Here is a 16,809-nt window from a genome sequence, read left to right on the forward strand (position 1 = left end):
GTTGGTCCTGGTCGCTCGCCCGCGCCCCGTCGCGGCAATCGCCCGTCGTCTCCGCTCCGCCCTGCCGCTCCCTCGAAACGGCAAGAGCCGCCCCGACCTGCCGGCCGGGGCGGCTCGTCCCTCTCAAACCGCCTCGCCGGCCGATCGCGTCGTCACTTCGGCGGGCCGAGGCACTCGTCCTGGTACTTGCGGGCCGCGTCCGGCTTGGTTTCCTTCTTCGCCGGGCGGCCGCGGCCGATGGCGTCGTCGGAGCGCGCGCGCAGGTAGACGTAGAGGTCGTCGATGAAGCACATGACGTTGAGGTTCGTGCCGAACGCCGGCATCACCGAGGCGCTGCCGCCCTGGACCGCGGTGTTCTGCTGGCCCGAGGAGACGATCTCCTGGAACTTGTAGTAGTCGATGTTCTTCTGCTTCAGCGAGTCCTTCAGCGCCGGCGCGTAGGTCGAGCCCATCGCGTCCGGGCCGTGGCAGACGTGGCACTCGGCATGGTACATCCGGAAGCCGGAGTAGGTGTACCAGTCGACCGTGCCGTCGGCCTGGATGTTGTAGGTCGGGTTGCCGTCCGCATCCAGGTACTTGCCGTCCTCCTCGGACACGGCCTTGCTGTCGGCGGCATAGGCCGAACCGGCGATCAGCACGGCCGCGGCGAACATCGAGAATCTCAGAACCATCAAACTCTCCAGTCCTCAGTGGATGAGCGTTCGCGCCCTCCCCCAGAAGGCGCGCCTCCGTGTTGTCGGCGACCGCGGATCTGTTCCAACGACCCTGACGGCACCCTCCTCCCCCGAATCCTCCCGAGAAACGCGCCCGGCGCCTCTCCGTCCGACGACGCCGACCTTCCCTCGCAGGTCGGGAACTACGTCCCCGGCACGAGGGTACGTCGGAATACTATGTCGGGCATTTCTTCCTGCCGTCCATCCGCCCAAAGGTCGCGTACAGGGCAAAAGCCGGCGGTGCGACGGTTGGTCACGATGGCGTCGGCGGCGATGAACGCCCGGAACCCGCGCTCGGCGCGCGCGGGTCGCGGCCGCCCATCAAGCCAGTGGCCCGGGTCACCGTCGGGTGATCCGGGCCACCGGTCATTCGGGCCTCGAGCCTATCAGGGCAGCGAGAACACGGTCAGCTGGCCGCCGAGGGCGGTGTACTTCGACAGGGCGGCGTAGCCACCCACCGCGCCGAGACCGGCGTTCGGGTCGGTCAGACCGGCCGCGAGGCCGATGCCCGCCCAGCCACCGACACCCGAGAGGATGGCGATGTACTGCTTGCCGGCGTGCTCGTAGGTGGTGACGTTGCCGATGATGCCCGACGGGGTCTTGAACTTGTAGAGTTCCTTGCCGTCGGACGGATCGACCGCCTTCAGGTAGCCCTCGAGGGTGCCGTAGAACACCACGTCACCGGCGGTGGCGAGAGCGCCCGACCACACCGAGAACTGCTCGGGGACCGACCACACGATCTTGCCGGTCACGCCGTCCCAGGCGATGAAGTTGCCCATGCCGCCGTGGCTGTTCGGGGCCGGGTACATCGACAGGGTCGCACCGACGTAGGGCTGGCCCGCGGTGTAGGACACGCGGAACGGCTCGTAGTCCATGCAGACGTGGTTGGTCGGCACGTAGAACAGCTTGGTCTTCGGCGAGTAGGCCGCGGGCTGCTGGTCCTTGGTGCCGAGCGCCGCCGGGCAGACGCCCGTCGTGTTCACGTCTTCACCGTTCTGGTGCGTGGAGTACTGCGCCACGACGGCCGGGCGGCCGTAGGTCGGCGAGTTCTTGTCCATGTCGACGCCGGTCGACCAGTTCACGGCCGGGTCGTACTTCTGGGCGACGAGCAGTTCGCCGGACTCGCGGTCGAGCGTGTAGGCGAAGCCGTTGCGGTCGAAGTGGCTGAGCAGCTTGCGCGGCTTGCCGTCGACATCCTGATCCGTGAGGATCATCTCGTTGATGCCGTCGAAGTCCCACTCGTCGTGCGGGGTCATCTGGTAGACCCACTTGGCCATGCCCGTGTTCAGGTCACGGGCCCAGATGGTCATCGACCACTTGTTGTCGCCCGGACGCTGCGACGGGTTCCAGGTCGAGGGGTTGCCCGAGCCGTAGTAGACGAGGTTCAGCTCGGGATCGTAGGAGTACCAGCCCCAGGTGGTGCCGCCGCCGATCTTCCACTGCTCACCTTCCCAGGTGGCGGTGCCCGAGTCCTTGCCGACCGGCTTGCCGAGCGACATGGTCTTCTCGCCGTCCATCAGGGTGTCGGCGTCGGGACCCATGGAGTAACCGCGCCAGGCGCGCGAGCCGTCCTTGAGGTTGTAGGCGGTCACCGAACCGCGGACGCCGAACTCGCCGCCCGAGATGCCGATGATGACCTTGTCACCGAAGACGTGCGGGGCCGAGGTGCCGGTCTCGCCGATCGACGGGTCGCCGTTCTTGACCGACCAGACGACCGCGCCGGTCTTGGCGTCGAGCGCCACGACGGTGGTGTCGGCCTGGTGCAGGATGATCTTGCCGTCGCCGTAGGCCACGCCGCGGTTGACGGTGTCGCAGCACATCACGGGGATGACGTTCGGGTCCTGCTTCGGCTCGTACTTCCAGATGATCGAGCCGTTGTCGTTCAGGTCCAGAGCGTAGACGATGTTCGGGAACGGCGTGTGGACGTACATCACGTCGCCGAGCACCAGCGGACCACCCTCGTGACCGCGCAGCACGCCGGTCGAGAACGTCCAGGCGACCTTGAGGTCCTTGACGTTGTCCTTGGTGATCTGGCTGAGCTCGGAGTAGCGGGTGTTGGCGAAGTCGCCGGCCTGGGCCACCCAGTTCTTCGGGTCCTTCATCAGGCCCGCGAGTTCCTCGTTGGCCGAAGCGGCACCGGCGCAGAGCGCCATGACGGCCGTCATGCCGGCCATCGCAAGCGTTTTCTTCATTCGTGTTCTCCCTAGACCACACCTCTCGAGTCCCGCCGGGCGAGCCACCGCGACACGCCCTCCGCGTCTCGGCATCCCGGATTCCGACGGGTTCGTCTCCGACCGTGTGTCACGCCCGGGGTCCTGGTCCCTCAACCCGACCCGCGGCCTTCGAGTGTCGACGGCGCTCCCTCAAACGCCCCCGCCATGTCGTTCGGCGACTCCCCGAACTCTAATCAGCTTTGCCGGAGCCCGCAAGTTGGATACTTTGGCTTGACCTTCCGCGATTGAGTAAGCCATGCTGACCAAACCTCCCGGACACCTGTCGCAACCCACTCGTCGTGGAACCGTTATCGGAAGCGTTTTCAGACGCTTAATTCGATTGAGCGACAGAGCCGTCATAGACGGGGCCGATTGGGTAAGAGTGCCTGCCGATTTTTCCCGTCCGACGAATTGTGCAGTGCAATATCAGTTCGTAACGAAGTGTAAACCGGCCGCTCGGCAGTCCTTCCTAACGTTTATCGTGCTCCTCCTCGCCATTACTGGGGCGATCGGGCGAGCAACGGCCGAGCCGCTGCCAGTCGTCGAGGTCGCCGACGGGGTGTTCGCCTTCCAGGGCGTCCATGCCGAGATGAACGCGGCGAACCGCGGCGGGATCGCCAACATCGGCTTCGTGATCGGACACGACGCCGTTGCCGTGATCGATACTGGCGGCAGCGTCGAGGAGGGCCGCCGGCTCCTGGAGGCGATCCGCCTGCGTACCGATCTGCCGGTGAAGTGGGTCGTCTTGACGCACATGCATCCCGACCATGTCTTCGGCACCGCAGCATTCGGCGGACAGGATGCCGCGGTCGTCGCGCACGCCCACCTGAACGTCGCGCTGGAGGCCCGGTTCGACCATTATCTCGCCGCCAACCGGGCCGTGATGGGCGAGGCCCTGCTCGAAGGCGTCGTCCGCGTCCCCGCCACGGTGGAGGTCGCCGACACCCGCACCATCGACCTCGGCGGCCGCGTGCTCGACCTCGTCGCCTGGCCGGTGAGCCACACCGACAACGACCTCACCGTCTACGACCGCGCCACCCGCACGCTGTTCTCCGGCGATCTCGTCTTCCTCGGCCACACGCCCTCGCTCGACGGCAGCCTCGTGGGCTGGCTGCGGACGCTCGACCGCCTCGCGGCGGTGCCGGCGCTGCGCGTCGTGCCCGGCCACGGGCCGGTGCCTTCGCCCTGGCCGGCGGCGATCGAGCCGGAACGACACTACTTCGAGGTTCTCGCCGCCGACGTCCGCGCCGCGATCGCCGCCGGCACGCCGCTGTCGGCGGCCGTCGGAACCATCGGGCGTTCGGAGGCCGGCAAGTGGGAGCTGTTCGACGACTTCAACGCCCGCAACGCCACCGCGGCCTTCGCCGAGCTCGAATGGGAGTGACGATCGGTCCCGCGATCACGACCCGGTGAGCGCCCCGTGGTGCCCGCTCCAGTGTGTTAGAATGTACTCATCGAGGAAGGCCCGGAGAGGCGGGAAGAAGAGGAGAGAGGGAGGAATGTTCGACATCTCGCAGATCACGTCCGCCGTCGCGGCCGCGCTGGTCGGCATCGCGCTGTCGGCGGGCGTCGCCGGGGCGCAGTCGGTGGTGCAGCCGACGACCGCCCCCGCCGACGAGGTCTGGGCCGGGCTCGTCACCGACGTCTTCGACGACCGGCCGATGAAGGACGGCGCCGGCGTGCTGACGCTCGACGCGCCCTACCGCGCCGAGGACGCGGCGGTGGTGCCGATGACGCTGGCCTTCGGCCTGCCCGCCGGCGACGCCCGCAGTATCCGCAAGGTCACGCTGGTGATCGACAACAATCCCTCGCCGGTGGCCGCCACCTTCGAGATCGGCGAGACCGCCGGCGTCGGCCGGATCGAGACCCGCGTGCGGGTCAACTCCTACACCAACGTGCACGCGGTCGCCGAGGCGAGCGACGGCACGCTCTACGTCACCGAGCGCTTCGTGAAGGCCTCGGGCGGCTGCTCCGCCCCGGCCGGCAAGGATCCGGCGGAGGCGCTGCAGAACATCGGCAAGATGAAGCTGAAGCAGTTCGGCGACGCCGCGGCGTCGAGCGCGCCGCGCGAACTCCAGGTCATGCTGCGTCACCCGCAGTATTCCGGCCTGCAGATGGATCAGGTCACCCGCAACTACATCCCGGCCTGGTTCGTCACCGACCTCGAGGTCCGTCAGGGCACCCGCAGCCTGCTCAAGGTCTCCGGCGGCATCTCGCTGTCGGAGGACCCGAACATCCGCTTCTCCTGGCGTCCGGACGGCGCCGACCCGATCGCCGTCGTCGCCACCGACACCGACGGGCGGACCTTCTCCGGCTCGTTCCCGATCGCGGCCGGCGGCAGCTGACAGTCACGGGGGCCGGAACGGTCGATGAAACGGCAAGGGCCGGGCTGATCGCCCGGCCCTTCGCGTTTCGGCGGCGGGATCTTCAGAAGCAGCGCATCTCCGCCTCGGCCTGGGCGCGGCGGAGGTCGCCGATCGCGGCCTTGGATTCGGCGGCGCCGCGGAACATCGCGCCGCTCTCGCCGGTGACCTGCCCCATCGACAGGAAGGTCGAGGCCTCCTCGTAGCGGTCGAAGGGGATGATCGTGGCGATCACGTCGATCGAGCAGGAGCAGCGCCGGAGCGTGTCGGGCGTCTGGCCGTTGGCGGTCATGCAGCCGAGCACGTAGTCGGCGCGCGCCTCGGTCGGGAAGTCGTTGAGCACCACGGGCGCGGCCGTGGCGACGACGGGCGCGCCCGCGACCAGGGCGACGGCGATCAGCGCGGGCATCCGCATCGGGTTTCTCCTCCGGACGATTTTTCCTCGGTGCCAACATGGCACCGCCGCCGGTCGCTTTGAAGTCCCGCCCACGGGGCTGCGTCCGATCGCCCCGGCCGGCGGCTCCTCCGAAGGTCGGAGACATGTTTAGCGGAGCGGCCGATTTGTTGAGTAGCCCGCGGCGCCCTGCCGCAGTCGGCGGCGCCGATCGGTGGAAAGGCGTGGTGCGGACGAGGGGGATCGAACCCCTAAGCCCTTACGGGCGCAAGATTTTAAGTCTCGTGCGTCTACCGGTTCCGCCACGTCCGCGTCGACCGAACCGATACCGGCCCCGCCCGGAGGGGGTCAAGGGAAAACCATGACCCCGCATGGGGGCGACCGGCCGTCCGGACCGTCCCGGTCGCCCGGGACGGTCCGGCGTCTGGATCAGCGGCAGGAGCCGACCAGGGCCTCCGACTCGCCCTTCACCACCGACAGCCGCACCCGGGCGACACCGGCGCCGACGAAGCCGAGCTGCTGGGCCGCCCCGCGCGAGACGTCGATGACACGCCCGTGCACGAACGGGCCGCGGTCGTTGATGCGGACCACCACGGCACGGCCGTTGCCGAGATTCTCGACCTTGACCATCGTACCGAACGGAAGGGAGCGGTGGGCGGCGACCAGCGCCGCCGGGTTCATGCGCTCGCCGCTGGCGGTGCGGTTGTGGCTGGCATACCAGGAGGCCCGGCCGCACTGGGCGTTCGCGGACGCGCAGGCGGCGAGGGTCGCGGCGACCGGGAGGGCCACCGCAAGGGCGCGAAACGCGCCGAACACAGATGCCATTGGCAATCGACCTTCTGTCCTGTTCCGCGTTGGCGGCGCGGATCTCGTCTCCAGGGAATGTCGGTCCTCTTGATCGGGACGTTTGCGACGAGAAGGAAGAGGCGGTGTCGAAAATGGCGAGATTCGGGCGACGGTCCGCCGAAATTCCAGGCCATCGGGAAGTGTCAAGGGCTGCACAGGGATGTGAACGGCAAATTTTCGTGAAGGATTCGAGGCGCCTACGGGTATAGTCGTACTTCGCCGCAAGCGGGATTGTAGCGTGACGATTCTACTTCCGATTGCCGGTCCGAAGCTGTGGAAAAGCCGCGACCGCCTGGAAATGAGGCAGCGTCGGGCGCCCTCGCCCGATTCCCGCCATCGGCGCCGGACGCCGTCCGCGGGTCGCCCCGGGGCCGTCGAACGGCCCCGGGGAGCGGCGCGGGATCAGCCCTCGGAGCGCTTGTTGATCGGCGGCTGGAAGGCGAAGCCCATGTCCCAGGGGAAGTAGATCCAGGTGTCCTGGCTGACCTCGGTGACGAAGGTGTCGACCAGCGGCCGGCCCTTGGGCTTGGCGTAGACGGTGGCGAAATGCGCCTTCGGCAGCATGTCGCGGACGACGCGGGCGGTGGCGCCGGTGTCGACGAGGTCGTCGATGATCAGGATGCCGGCGCCCTGGCCGCCGTCCATGTCGATCAGCGCGCCGTTGACCGGCTTGACCACCTCGAGCTGCCCCTGGTCCTTGTATTCGTGGTAGCTCGCCACGCCCACGGTCTCGATCACGCGGATGCCGAGCTCGCGCGCCACGATCGCCGCCGGCACCAGCCCGCCGCGGGTGATGCAGACGATCGCGTGCCACTCGCCCTGGCCGGACAGGCGCCAGGCGAGCGCGCGGGCGTCGCGGTGGAACTGGTCCCAGGAGACCGGGAAGGCCTTGGAGTGCAGCGGTTCGGCGTCGGGGGTCATGGCGGCTCCGGTGAAAAGCGTCGATGCCCGCGAGAAAGCGCCGTCCGCGGCGGAATTCAATAGGCTTGCGCGGGCCGGGCCGCCGCCGGCGCGGCTTCTCCACGCTCGGCCGCGATCGTGGCCAGCATGGCGCGCACCGCGTCGGCCGCCGCGGCGAGCGCGGCGGCGTCGCGCGAGCGCACCACCAGCTTGGTCGAGAAGCCGCGGCCGTCGAAGGCGGGGTAGCTGCCGATCGTGGTCGCCGGGTGGGCGGCGGCGACCGCCGCGAGCGCGGTGCCGATCGTGCCCTCGCCGAACGGGCAGTCGATCGTCTCCGAGCGCACCGGCACGCCGCCGACGAGGCGTTTGGCGACGTCGAGCAGCATCACCTCCATGATCTTCGGCACGCCGGCCATCACGAACACGTTCTCGACCTGGAAGCCCGGCGCCTTCGAGAGCGGGTTGTCGATCAGTTCGGCGCCCTCGGGCATCCGGGCCATCCGGAGTCGCGCCTCGGTCAGCGCCTCGGGCGTGACGTAGTGGGCGCGCAGGATCTCGACCGCGCGCGGATCGTGGATCACCTTGCGGCCGAAGGCGGCGCCGACCGCGTCGGCGGTGATGTCGTCGTGGGTCGGGCCGATGCCGCCGGTGGTCAGCACGTAGGTGTAGCGCCGGCGCAGCGCGTCGATCGCCTCGACGATCGCCGGCTGGTCGTCCGGCACCACCCGCACTTCGCGCAGGTCGATGCCGCTCTCGGTGAGGAAGGCGGCGATCACGCCGGAGTTGGTGTCGCGGGTGCGGCCCGACAGGATCTCGTCGCCGATCACCACGATGCCCGCGGTCGGCTGCGGGGCCTTGGTCTCGTCCGTCACCATGCGTCTCCTCGGATCGCGCGCTCGCTCCACCCATACGCCCGCCGCCGCCGCCGGACCACCCCGTGCGGACGTGCCCCCCCGGGCCTTCCCACCGCGGGACGCCGGCGTTAGCGTCGCGGCCCCCGCCGAGGACGCCGTTCCGCCGATGAAGTTTCCCGCCCCGCTGCACACCGCCCGCCTCGTCCGGCGCTACAAGCGCTTCCTCGCCGACGTCGTGCTCGACGCCACCGGCGAGGAGGTGACGGCGCACTGCGCCAACCCCGGCGCGATGCTCGGCCTCGCCGCGCCGGGCGCGCGCGTCTGGCTGTCGCTCTCGGACGACCCGAAGCGGAAGCTGAAGTGGTCCTGGGAGATCGTCGAAGCCGACGGCGGCCTCGTCGGCATCAACACCGCCCACCCGAACGGCCTCGTCGCCGAGGCGATCCTCGCCGGCGCCGTGCCCGAGCTGGCGGGCTACGCCGGGCTGCGGCGCGAGGTGAAATACGGCCGCGCCAGCCGGGTCGACATTCTGCTCGAGGATCCCGCCCGGCCGCCGGCCTACGTCGAGGTCAAGAACGTCCACCTGATGCGGACGGCCGGCCGGGCCGAGTTCCCCGACAGCGTGACCACCCGCGGCGCCAGGCACCTCGACGAACTCGGCGACATGGTCGAGGCCGGCGCGCGCGCCGTCATGGTCTATCTGGTCCAGCGCACCGACTGCGCGGTCTTCACCCTCGCCGGCGACGTCGACCCGGCCTATGCCGCCGCCTTCCGGCGCGCGCGGGACCGCGGCGTCGAGGCGATCGCCCTCGCCTGCCGGATCGGCCCCGACGAGATCGCGGTCGACCGGGCGATCCCGATCGAGATCGCCTGACCGGCCGCTCTCCGCGGCCCGCTGCGAAGGTCCGTCCGCGCCGGGAGGTCAGGGCGCGAAGGTCCGGCCGACGAAGCCGCAGGTGAAGCTGCCGGCGGCGCCGACGACCGGCACCGCCAGCGACACCGTCGGATTGCCGGCCGCGACGAACAGCGTCGGCGTGTCGAAAGTGCGATAGCGCGCCTTCCCGCCGAGATCGGCGATCCGCTGCACCGTCACGAAGAGCGTCGGCTGGTTCGGCGCGGCGAGGACGACGTCGACCGACTTGACGGTGGTGGGCAGGACCGCCTCGCAGGCGAGGCTCAGCACCTGCAACACCTTGCCGGCGGGCGGCGCCGGCAGCACGATCGGACAGGGCGCCGGCAGTCCGAGGCCGGAGAAGACGCAGCCGCGCGTGAGCGTCTTCTGCACCACGCCCGCGGCGCCGAGCAGGGCGTCGCCGGGGTCGGAGACGCCGGCTGTGGCGGGTGTCGCACCGGCGGCGAGCGTGGCGAGAAGGGCGACGGCGGTCGCGAGGGAGCGGGCGGACATGGACGGCACCTCCGGTTTCGACGATCCCATCATGGCACGGACGGGCGGCCCGCGCCGTTCCCGGGGTGACAGGTCGCGGCGATCGCGGGGTGAAACCGGCGCGGAGAACCGCTATATGGGGTCCGGGGCCGGCCGAACCGGCGATCCCGTGTCGCCACGCCGGCGGCCCGGACCTCTACGCGACGTGACGGGACCCATGGTGACCTACGTGGACGCGGCGGTTGCGCCGCTGCGCAACACCGGCGACATCCGCCTCTACACCGCCGACGACTTCGAGGGCATGCGCCGGGCCTGCCAGCTCACCGCGCGCTGCCTCGACGCCCTGGTCGACGTGGTGAAGCCGGGCGTGACCACGCAGGCGATCGACGACTTCGTCCACCGCTTCGGCCTCGACAACGGCGCCCTGCCGGCGACGCTGTTCTACCGCGGCTACACCAAGTCGGTCTGCACCTCGATCAACCACGTCGTCTGCCACGGCATTCCCGACGACAAGCCGCTGCGCGAGGGCGACATCGTCAACGTCGACGTCACCTTCATCCTCGACGGCTGGCACGGCGATTCCTCGCGCATGTACGGCGTCGGCGAGATCAAGCGCGCCGCGGCGCGGCTGATCGACGTCACCTACGAATCGCTCCTGCGCGGCATCGCCGCCGTCCGCCCCGGCGCCACCACCGGCGACATCGGCGAGGCGATCCAGCGCTACGTCGAGGCCGAACGCTGCTCGGTGGTGCGCGACTTCTGCGGCCACGGCGTCGGCCGGCTGTTCCACGACGCCCCCAACATCCTGCACTACGGCCGCCGCGGCGAGGGCGTCGTCCTGAAGCCGGGCATGATCTTCACCATCGAGCCGATGGTGAACCTCGGCCGCCCGCACGTGAAGGTGCTCTCGGACGGCTGGACCGCCGTCACCCGCGACCGCTCGCTCTCCGCCCAGTTCGAGCACGCCGTCGGCGTCACCGAAACCGGCGCCGACATCTTCACCCTCTCCCCCGCCGGCCTCGACAAGCCGCCGGTGATCGAGCGCTGAGAGGGGCGGAAGGGCCCGCGCCGGCGCCAGCTACTACCCTCCCCCTCGTGGGGAGGGTCGACGGCCGGAGGCCGGCGGGGTGGGGTACGCGTCCACCGCCGCGACGCGGGGCCTGTCCGTCGAGCCCGCGGACAAGAACCCTCCCCGGCCCTGCGGGCCGACCCTCCCGCAAGGGGAGGGTCAAACGAGTTGCCGCGACGGTGCCACCTCCCACCCTCCCCCTCGTGGTGAGGGTCGACGGCCGGAGGCCGGCGGGGTGGGGTACGCGTCCACCGCCGCGACGCGGGGCCTGTCCGTCGAGCCCGCGGACACGAACCCTCCCCGGCCCGGCGGGCCGACCCTCCCGCAAGGGGAGGGTCAAACGAGTTGCCGCGACGGTGCCACCTCCTACCCTCCCCCTCGTGGGGAGGGTCGACGGCCGGAGGCCGGCGGGGTGGGGTACGCGTCCACCGCCGCGACGCGGGGCCTGTCCGTCGTGCCCGTGGACACGAACCCTCCCCGGCCCTGCGGGCCGACCCTCCCGCAAGGGGAGGGTCATGCGTGCGACGGCTACCCTCCCCACGAGGGGGAGGGTAGATCCTCGACCCGCGACGGTGCAGCTTCCATCTCCGCCGAAGACGGCCCCGTCCCCACTTCCCCCACCAGAGCCCCGCCATGTCCACCGCCCCGAAGACCCGCGGCATCCTCGAGACCGCGCTCTACTGCGCCGACCTCGGCCGCTCCCACCGCTTCTACGCCGACGTGATCGGCCTCTCGGCCATGCTGACGACGCCCCGGCTCGTCGCCATGGACGCCGGCGCGCGCGGGGTGCTGCTGCTGTTCCAGGCGGGCGCAACCTCCGAGGACCTGCCCGAGGGCGACGGCGTCATCCCCGGCCACGAGGGCGCCGGGCGCCTCCATATGGCCTTCGCGATCGACGACGCCGACTACGAGCCCTGGAAGGCCCATTTCGCCGCCCTCGGCCTGTCGCTCGCCGGCGAGGTGTCGTGGCCGCGCGGTGGCCGCAGCCTCTACGTCCGCGATCCCGACGGCCACGCCGTCGAGTTCTGCACCCCCGGCCTGTGGCCGAACGGCTGACGGCGCGGCCGTCGGCTCGCCGCTTGCGGCCACCCCCGCGACCTCTGCTAAGCTCGCGCTCTCATCCGCACGCACGGGGCGCGGGGTCATGGCTGGAAACGGCGGCGGTAGCGGCGACGGGCTCGAGGAAGCCAAGGCGGGCGTGCCGCACTACCACGGCCACCGCGACCGGCTGCGCGCCCGCTTCCGCGAGGCCGGCGCCGACGCCCTGCCCGACTACGAACTGCTGGAACTCGTGCTGTTCCGCTCGATCCCGCGCCAGGACGTCAAGCCGATCGCCAAGGCGCTGATCGCCCGCTTCGGCTCCTTCGCCGAGGTGCTCGGCGCCTCCGAGGCGCGGCTGCGCGCCGTCGAGGGCGTCGGCGAGGCCACCATCCTCGACCTCAGGATCGTCCAGGCCGCCGGCCAGCGCCTCGCCCGCGGCTCGGTGATGAAGCGGCCGGTACTGTCGTCCTGGTCGGCGGTGCTCGACTACTGCCGCGCCGCCATGGCCTTCGAGGAGACCGAGCAGTTCCGCATCCTGTTCCTCGACAAGAAGAACGCCGTCATCGCCGACGAGGTGCAACAGACCGGCACCGTCGACCACACCCCGGTCTACCCGCGCGAGGTGGTCAAGCGCGCCCTCGAGCTCGCCGCCACCGCGATCATCCTCGTCCACAACCACCCCTCCGGCGACCCGACGCCCTCGCGCGCCGACGTCCAGATGACCAAGCAGATCGTCGACGCCGCCGCCCCGCTCGGCATCGTCGTGCACGACCACGTCATCATCGGCCGCGACGGCCACGCCAGCCTCAAGGGCCTGCGCCTGATGTGACGCCGGCCGCGGACGACGCGAACGCCACGGGTTCTCCACGGCCGGATCGCCCCGCCCCGGCGCCGGGCGTGGCCGGCCCGGCCGCCGCCCGCTATGGTCGCGCCGGCCGCCGGGCCGCGGCCTTCCGAATCGGGAGCGCACCGGCCGACGGGGACGACACGGGAGCGGAGTGCCGGGACGGATGGGACTGCATCGTTGGGCCGACTGCACGATCCGCAGCGGACTTCCGCTGCCGGAACTTGCGCCGGCGCCCGCCGGAGCGATCCCGGACGTCGAGGTCGTGCTGCGCACCGTGCCGACGGCGCCGACGGCGGCCGAGATGCGCCCGGTCTGGTCCGGACCCGACGATTTCGCCTTCGCCACCCAAGTCGCGCGCTACCGCGTCCGCGACGGCCGTCACGTCGTCGTCGAGGTGCCGCCCGAGCCGGACATGGCGGGCGTCCGCCTGTTCCTGCTCGGCTCGGCCTTCGCGGCGCTCGCCGTCCAGCGCGGCGTGTTCCAACTCCACGCCGGCGCGGTCGACGGCCCGGGCGGCGTGGCCGCCTTCGCCGCCGATTCCGGCCACGGCAAGTCGACGCTGATCGCCCACCTCGGCGAGCGCGGGCACACGATCCTCTCCGACGACACCCTGCCGCTGCAGATCCCGCCCGACGGGCCGCCCCTGGTGCTCGACACAGTGCGCCGGCTGAAACTGCTGCCCGACGCGGTCGCCGCTCTCGGCGTCGACCGCACGGCGCTGGCCCCGGTGATGGCCGGTCACCACAAGCTCGCCTTCCTCGCCGACCGCGACGCCCCGCCCGCGGCACCGCCGCCGCTCGCCGCGCTCTACCTGCTCGGCCGCGCCGAGCCCGGGGCCGGCCCTTCGATCCGGCGCCTGCGCGGCGTTCCCGCCGTCGAGGCGGTGCGCCGCCACGCCTACCGGCCGCGCCTCGCCGTCGCGTCCGGGCGCCAGCGCGCCCTCGCCGCGGCCGCGCTCGCCGTCGCCACCGGCGTTCCGGTCTTCCGTCTCCTGCGGCCGTGGGACCTCGCGCGGATCGACGACACGCTGGCGCTGATCGCCCGCCATCGCGCCGACCCCGTCGACGAGCTCCACGGCTGATGCCGAGCTTGCAAGGATCCGACCCGTGGTCGGAGCCTCGCGGGCGAGAAGCGCCCGACCGGGCGCCGGCCGAAAGGCCGAAACCTCGCAAAGTCCCGACGAGTCGGGACTTTGCGAGACGGGTACGATCCGCCGCGGCTTGCCGGTCGCCGCGCCCGCCTGTTACGAGACGGCAACGCGGCACGAGCGGGGAAGCATGGCCACCACCGACTGGAAGACCCGGCTCTACCGGGCCTACGTCTCGACCGGCCAGGGCGGCGGCGACGCCGGTGCGGGCTACGGCGCGACCCGGCCCTACCTCGAGCGCGTGATCGCCCGCCACGTTCCGGCCGATCGCGCCATCCGGATCCTCGATCTCGGCTGCGGCGCCGGCGGCATGCTGTACTGGCTGAAGCGGCGCGGCTACCGCGACCTTGCCGGCGTCGATGGCTCGGCGGAAATGGTCGCGCTCGCCCACGCCAACGGCCTCGACGAGGTCGTGCTCGGCGACATCGGCGCGACGCTGACCGCGACGTCGGCGGGGAGCGTCGACGTCTGCTTCGTCATGGACGTGCTCGAGCACCTGGAGCGGCAGGAGCTGTTCGACGTCTGCGACGGCATCTTCCGCGTGCTCCGACCCGGCGGGCGGATCATCCTGCACGTGCCGAACGCCGGCGGGCTGTTCGGGGCCAAGGTGCGCTTCTCCGACCTCACCCACGAGGGCGCCTTCACGTCGATCTCGATCCGCCAGTTGCTCGGCGCCTGCGGCTTCGGCGAAGTCCGCTGCTTCGAGGACCGCCCGGTGCCGCACGGCGTCGTCAGCGCGCTGCGCGCCGTGCTGTGGGAGATCGGCTCGGCGCCGATCCGCCTGCTCCACGCCGCCGAGACCGGCAGCCTCGAGTGCATCCTGTCGCAGAACCTTCTCGCCGTCGCGACGGTTCCGTGGCGATAGCCCCCTGCCCGCGGCCCGGCCTCGACGGGGCGCCACGGCCGGAACGTCGCCATCGATCCGGCATGCCAGAGGAACACATGTCGATGCGCAGCGAGATCGTCGGGACGCCGCCGGCCATCTTCAACGTCGAGCTCACCAACCGCTGCCCGTTCCGCTGCATCATGTGCGCGCGCACGCACAACATGACGCGGCCGGAGGGGGTGATGTCCTTCGCGCTGTTCCGCAAGGTGATCGACGACTTTCTCGCCGTGAACCCGCAGGCGGCCCGCCGCGACGGCGTCTGGCTGCACGGCTTCGGCGAGAGCCTCGTCCATCCCGAGTTCGACCGGCTGATGGCCTACGCGAGCGACGCCGGTGTGCCCGCGAAGCTCTCGATCAACCCGCTCCTCTTGAAGCCGGAGATCGCGCGGCGCCTGCTGGCGGCCCGGCCGGCGCTGCTCTACGTCTCGCTCGACGGCCACGACGACGCCAGTTTCGAGCAGATCCGCGGCGTGCCGAACGCCTTCGAACCGTCGCGCCGCCGCTTCCTGGAGTTCCTCGACCTCAAGAAGCAACTGAGCCCGGCGACGCGGATCCACTTCTCCATGATCGACTTCGCCCGCAACCGCGACAGCATCGCCAAGGCCCGCGGCCTCTGGGAGGACGTCGAGGCCATCGACCGGTTCCAGGTGAAGCCCTTCGTGACCTGGGACGGCAACGCGCCCGACGTCAACCTGCTCGCCGACGGCCCGCGCGGTCGCGCCGAGGGGCCGGTCACCTGCGGCTTCCCGTGGCAATCCCTGGCGATCGCGTGGAACGGCCGGGTGCTCCCCTGCTGCTACGACTACGACGAGCGCCTCGTGCTCGGCGACGTCGCGAACCAGACCCTGGCGGAGATCTGGAACGGCGAGCCGATGCGGCGCCTGCGCGCCGAATTCGCCTCCGGCACCGTCGACAACCCGCTCTGCCGCAACTGCGATCAGCTCAGGGCGTGACCTCGGTCGCGGCACCGCCCGCCGCCCCGGCCCGTTCGACCGTCGCGACGATCCGGAGCCGGACGCCGTCGTGGGAGGCGTCGACGACGACCGTGTCGCCGGGCTCCGCCGGTTCGTCGAGCGGGTGGAACAGGCAGGCCCAGCATGAGAACGCGCCCGGCGCGGGCCGGCTCTCGTAGACCGTCTCGGCGTCGAGCCCGATCCGGATCCACTGCGCCACGCCGTTGGCCCGGCCGCCCTCGACCAGGAGCCGTGCCGTCGTCCGGCCCCGCCGCTCGGACCGGCCGCCGGCGAAGTCGAAGGCGAACAGGTCGCTCGCTCGGCCGGCGAGCGCGAGGCCGGCGTCGCCGACGTCGAGCTGGCGCGGATGGCGGTCGAGTTCGTCGAAGGCGGAGAGATCGAAGCCGTCGACGACGCCGACGCTGCGCTTCTCGAGCCCGTCCCACCACGCCGGTGCGACGACGATCGCGCCGGTCTCCGGGATCACCCGGCCGCCGGGGGCGAGCAGCCGCGGTACCACGTCGGCCATCACCGCGAGCGCGTACTCGCCGAGCAGGTCGTTCGCCAAGATTTCCGACACGACAACGTCGACCCGCCCGCCGAGGTCGGCCTCGAGATCGAGCGCAGCGGAGTGCTTGGCCACGATCCGGACCCGGTCCGCGAGGCCGTTGGCGGCCACGATTCGGGTCGCGGCCGCGGCGATCGGCGCGTTCATCTCGCAGCTCGTCACCGCGCCGGCGCCGGCGCGCGCCGCCATCATGCCGAGGAGGCCCGTACCGGCGCCGATGTCGAGCACGCGGTCGCCCGGGCGGATCGCCCGCTCGAGCGCAGCGCGATAGGCGGCGTTGCGCGCGGCGTCGCGGACGATGAGGAAATGCCAGCGCGGCACCAGCGACGACAGCGCCTTTCGGCGGTCGGCGCGGACCATGGCGTCGTCGGGCGCGAGTGCGGCAGCCCGGTCGGCGAGCGTCACGGCGAGATCATCGAGGTCCTTGTCGGCCGCCGTCACGGCGATGCGCGCCAGCGCGGCCGCGTCGTCGCCGGCCGCGCCCGCCATCGCCGTCAGCGCCGTCCGCCACCACGCCTTGCCCTTGTCGTCCCGCTCCATGCCACCGCCCCCGATCGTGTCGCCCGCGCGAGTGATACACGCCGGGGGAACCGGCCGTAAACGGCGGAGCCACGGGGCGGGAGCCGTCCAA

General features: G+C 71.3%; 17 protein-coding genes and 1 tRNA gene. 9 read left to right on the forward strand and 9 right to left on the reverse strand.

All coding sequences use genetic code 11. The features are described from left to right. Positions 1 to 152: 152 nt before the first annotated feature. Positions 153 to 671: a c-type cytochrome, methanol metabolism-related gene (locus EDD54_RS07220; protein WP_126535334.1), complete on the reverse strand. Its 519-nt coding sequence runs from the start codon at positions 669 to 671 to the stop codon at positions 153 to 155. 428 nt (positions 672 to 1,099) lie between these two features. Beyond that, positions 1,100 to 2,905, reverse strand: coding sequence for a lanthanide-dependent methanol dehydrogenase XoxF5 (gene xoxF5 / locus EDD54_RS07225; protein WP_126535333.1), 1,806 nt, complete (start codon positions 2,903 to 2,905; stop codon positions 1,100 to 1,102). Between the two features lie 502 nt (positions 2,906 to 3,407). Here xoxF5 and EDD54_RS07230 point away from each other — a divergent pair. Both EDD54_RS07230 and EDD54_RS07235 read left to right on the forward strand, forming a co-directional pair. Then, on the forward strand, positions 3,408 to 4,310 hold the full coding sequence (locus EDD54_RS07230; RefSeq protein ID WP_245515662.1) for a quinoprotein relay system zinc metallohydrolase 2: 903 nt from the start codon (positions 3,408 to 3,410) through the stop codon (positions 4,308 to 4,310). Between the two features lie 115 nt (positions 4,311 to 4,425). Next, positions 4,426 to 5,271 carry a quinoprotein dehydrogenase-associated SoxYZ-like carrier gene (locus tag EDD54_RS07235; protein ID WP_207620446.1) on the forward strand — a complete coding sequence of 282 codons (846 nt, stop codon included), beginning with the start codon at positions 4,426 to 4,428 and terminating at the stop codon, positions 5,269 to 5,271. 82 nt (positions 5,272 to 5,353) lie between these two features. Here EDD54_RS07235 and EDD54_RS07240 read toward each other — a convergent pair whose 3' ends face one another. From EDD54_RS07240 to EDD54_RS07260, 5 genes are all read right to left on the reverse strand, one after another. Continuing rightward, the gene (locus EDD54_RS07240) at positions 5,354 to 5,704 is read right to left on the reverse strand and encodes a hypothetical protein (RefSeq protein WP_126535331.1); all 351 of its coding nucleotides are present in this window, start codon (positions 5,702 to 5,704) and stop codon (positions 5,354 to 5,356) included. 204 nt (positions 5,705 to 5,908) lie between these two features. Then, positions 5,909 to 5,995, reverse strand: a tRNA-Leu gene (locus EDD54_RS07245). 117 nt (positions 5,996 to 6,112) lie between these two features. Then, positions 6,113 to 6,508: a septal ring lytic transglycosylase RlpA family protein gene (locus EDD54_RS07250; protein WP_126535330.1), complete on the reverse strand. Its 396-nt coding sequence runs from the start codon at positions 6,506 to 6,508 to the stop codon at positions 6,113 to 6,115. A gap of 423 nt (positions 6,509 to 6,931) precedes the next feature. Then, positions 6,932 to 7,450, reverse strand: coding sequence for a xanthine phosphoribosyltransferase (gene gpt, locus EDD54_RS07255; protein WP_126535329.1), 519 nt, complete (start codon positions 7,448 to 7,450; stop codon positions 6,932 to 6,934). A 56-nt stretch (positions 7,451 to 7,506) separates the two neighbouring features. Beyond that, positions 7,507 to 8,304 carry a competence/damage-inducible protein A gene (locus EDD54_RS07260; protein WP_126535328.1) on the reverse strand — a complete coding sequence of 266 codons (798 nt, stop codon included), beginning with the start codon at positions 8,302 to 8,304 and terminating at the stop codon, positions 7,507 to 7,509. A 145-nt stretch (positions 8,305 to 8,449) separates the two neighbouring features. Here EDD54_RS07260 and sfsA point away from each other — a divergent pair, with 145 nt between their 5' ends. Further along, on the forward strand, positions 8,450 to 9,157 hold the full coding sequence (gene sfsA / locus EDD54_RS07265) for a DNA/RNA nuclease SfsA (RefSeq protein ID WP_126535327.1): 708 nt from the start codon (positions 8,450 to 8,452) through the stop codon (positions 9,155 to 9,157). 48 nt (positions 9,158 to 9,205) lie between these two features. Here sfsA and EDD54_RS07270 read toward each other — a convergent pair whose 3' ends face one another. Beyond that, positions 9,206 to 9,688, reverse strand: coding sequence for a hypothetical protein (locus EDD54_RS07270; RefSeq protein WP_126535326.1), 483 nt, complete (start codon positions 9,686 to 9,688; stop codon positions 9,206 to 9,208). Between the two features lie 196 nt (positions 9,689 to 9,884). On the opposite strand from EDD54_RS07270, the gene map reads away from it, so the two are divergent. The 6 genes from map (at position 9,885) to EDD54_RS07300 (ending at position 15,610) form a co-directional block, all read left to right on the forward strand. Beyond that, the gene (gene map, locus EDD54_RS07275; RefSeq protein WP_126535325.1) at positions 9,885 to 10,715 is read left to right on the forward strand and encodes a type I methionyl aminopeptidase; all 831 of its coding nucleotides are present in this window, start codon (positions 9,885 to 9,887) and stop codon (positions 10,713 to 10,715) included. A 654-nt stretch (positions 10,716 to 11,369) separates the two neighbouring features. Beyond that, positions 11,370 to 11,792 (forward strand): VOC family protein, encoded by a 423-nt coding sequence (locus EDD54_RS07280; protein ID WP_126535324.1) that lies wholly within the window; start codon positions 11,370 to 11,372, stop codon positions 11,790 to 11,792. A gap of 88 nt (positions 11,793 to 11,880) precedes the next feature. Continuing rightward, on the forward strand, positions 11,881 to 12,606 hold the full coding sequence (gene radC, locus EDD54_RS07285; protein ID WP_126535323.1) for a RadC family protein: 726 nt from the start codon (positions 11,881 to 11,883) through the stop codon (positions 12,604 to 12,606). Positions 12,607 to 12,787: 181 nt separating this feature from the next. Further along, positions 12,788 to 13,705 carry a phosphoenolpyruvate carboxykinase (ATP) gene (locus EDD54_RS07290; protein WP_126535322.1) on the forward strand — a complete coding sequence of 306 codons (918 nt, stop codon included), beginning with the start codon at positions 12,788 to 12,790 and terminating at the stop codon, positions 13,703 to 13,705. 196 nt (positions 13,706 to 13,901) lie between these two features. Continuing rightward, positions 13,902 to 14,636 (forward strand): class I SAM-dependent methyltransferase, encoded by a 735-nt coding sequence (locus EDD54_RS07295; protein ID WP_126535321.1) that lies wholly within the window; start codon positions 13,902 to 13,904, stop codon positions 14,634 to 14,636. 77 nt (positions 14,637 to 14,713) lie between these two features. Next, positions 14,714 to 15,610 (forward strand): radical SAM/SPASM domain-containing protein, encoded by an 897-nt coding sequence (locus tag EDD54_RS07300; RefSeq protein WP_165644527.1) that lies wholly within the window; start codon positions 14,714 to 14,716, stop codon positions 15,608 to 15,610. On the opposite strand, the gene EDD54_RS07305 is transcribed toward EDD54_RS07300, so the two are convergent. After that, positions 15,600 to 16,718: a 50S ribosomal protein L11 methyltransferase gene (locus EDD54_RS07305; protein ID WP_126535319.1), complete on the reverse strand. Its 1,119-nt coding sequence runs from the start codon at positions 16,716 to 16,718 to the stop codon at positions 15,600 to 15,602. The two genes, EDD54_RS07300 and EDD54_RS07305, sit on opposite strands and share 11 nt — an antisense overlap. Positions 16,719 to 16,809: the final 91 nt, after the last annotated feature.

This window comes from Oharaeibacter diazotrophicus, assembly GCF_004362745.1.
Taxonomy (GTDB): domain Bacteria; phylum Pseudomonadota; class Alphaproteobacteria; order Rhizobiales; family Pleomorphomonadaceae; genus Oharaeibacter; species Oharaeibacter diazotrophicus.

Excerpts from the sequence above, each read along its gene's own strand:
- EDD54_RS07220 (WP_126535334.1), bottom strand. The coding sequence starts at position 671 with ATGGTTCTGAGATTCTCGATGTTCGCCGCGGCCGTGCTGATCGCCGGT.
- xoxF5 (WP_126535333.1), bottom strand. The coding sequence starts at position 2,905 with ATGAAGAAAACGCTTGCGATGGCCGGCATGACGGCCGTCATGGCGCTC.
- EDD54_RS07235 (WP_207620446.1), top strand. The coding sequence starts at position 4,426 with ATGTTCGACATCTCGCAGATCACGTCCGCCGTCGCGGCCGCGCTGGTC.
- EDD54_RS07240 (WP_126535331.1), bottom strand. The coding sequence starts at position 5,704 with ATGCGGATGCCCGCGCTGATCGCCGTCGCCCTGGTCGCGGGCGCGCCC.
- EDD54_RS07250 (WP_126535330.1), bottom strand. The coding sequence starts at position 6,508 with ATGGCATCTGTGTTCGGCGCGTTTCGCGCCCTTGCGGTGGCCCTCCCG.
- gpt (WP_126535329.1), bottom strand. The coding sequence starts at position 7,450 with ATGACCCCCGACGCCGAACCGCTGCACTCCAAGGCCTTCCCGGTCTCC.
- EDD54_RS07260 (WP_126535328.1), bottom strand. The coding sequence starts at position 8,304 with ATGGTGACGGACGAGACCAAGGCCCCGCAGCCGACCGCGGGCATCGTG.
- sfsA (WP_126535327.1), top strand. The coding sequence starts at position 8,450 with ATGAAGTTTCCCGCCCCGCTGCACACCGCCCGCCTCGTCCGGCGCTAC.
- EDD54_RS07270 (WP_126535326.1), bottom strand. The coding sequence starts at position 9,688 with ATGTCCGCCCGCTCCCTCGCGACCGCCGTCGCCCTTCTCGCCACGCTC.
- map (WP_126535325.1), top strand. The coding sequence starts at position 9,885 with ATGGTGACCTACGTGGACGCGGCGGTTGCGCCGCTGCGCAACACCGGC.
- EDD54_RS07280 (WP_126535324.1), top strand. The coding sequence starts at position 11,370 with ATGTCCACCGCCCCGAAGACCCGCGGCATCCTCGAGACCGCGCTCTAC.
- radC (WP_126535323.1), top strand. The coding sequence starts at position 11,881 with ATGGCTGGAAACGGCGGCGGTAGCGGCGACGGGCTCGAGGAAGCCAAG.
- EDD54_RS07290 (WP_126535322.1), top strand. The coding sequence starts at position 12,788 with ATGGGACTGCATCGTTGGGCCGACTGCACGATCCGCAGCGGACTTCCG.
- EDD54_RS07295 (WP_126535321.1), top strand. The coding sequence starts at position 13,902 with ATGGCCACCACCGACTGGAAGACCCGGCTCTACCGGGCCTACGTCTCG.
- EDD54_RS07300 (WP_165644527.1), top strand. The coding sequence starts at position 14,714 with ATGTCGATGCGCAGCGAGATCGTCGGGACGCCGCCGGCCATCTTCAAC.
- EDD54_RS07305 (WP_126535319.1), bottom strand. The coding sequence starts at position 16,718 with ATGGAGCGGGACGACAAGGGCAAGGCGTGGTGGCGGACGGCGCTGACG.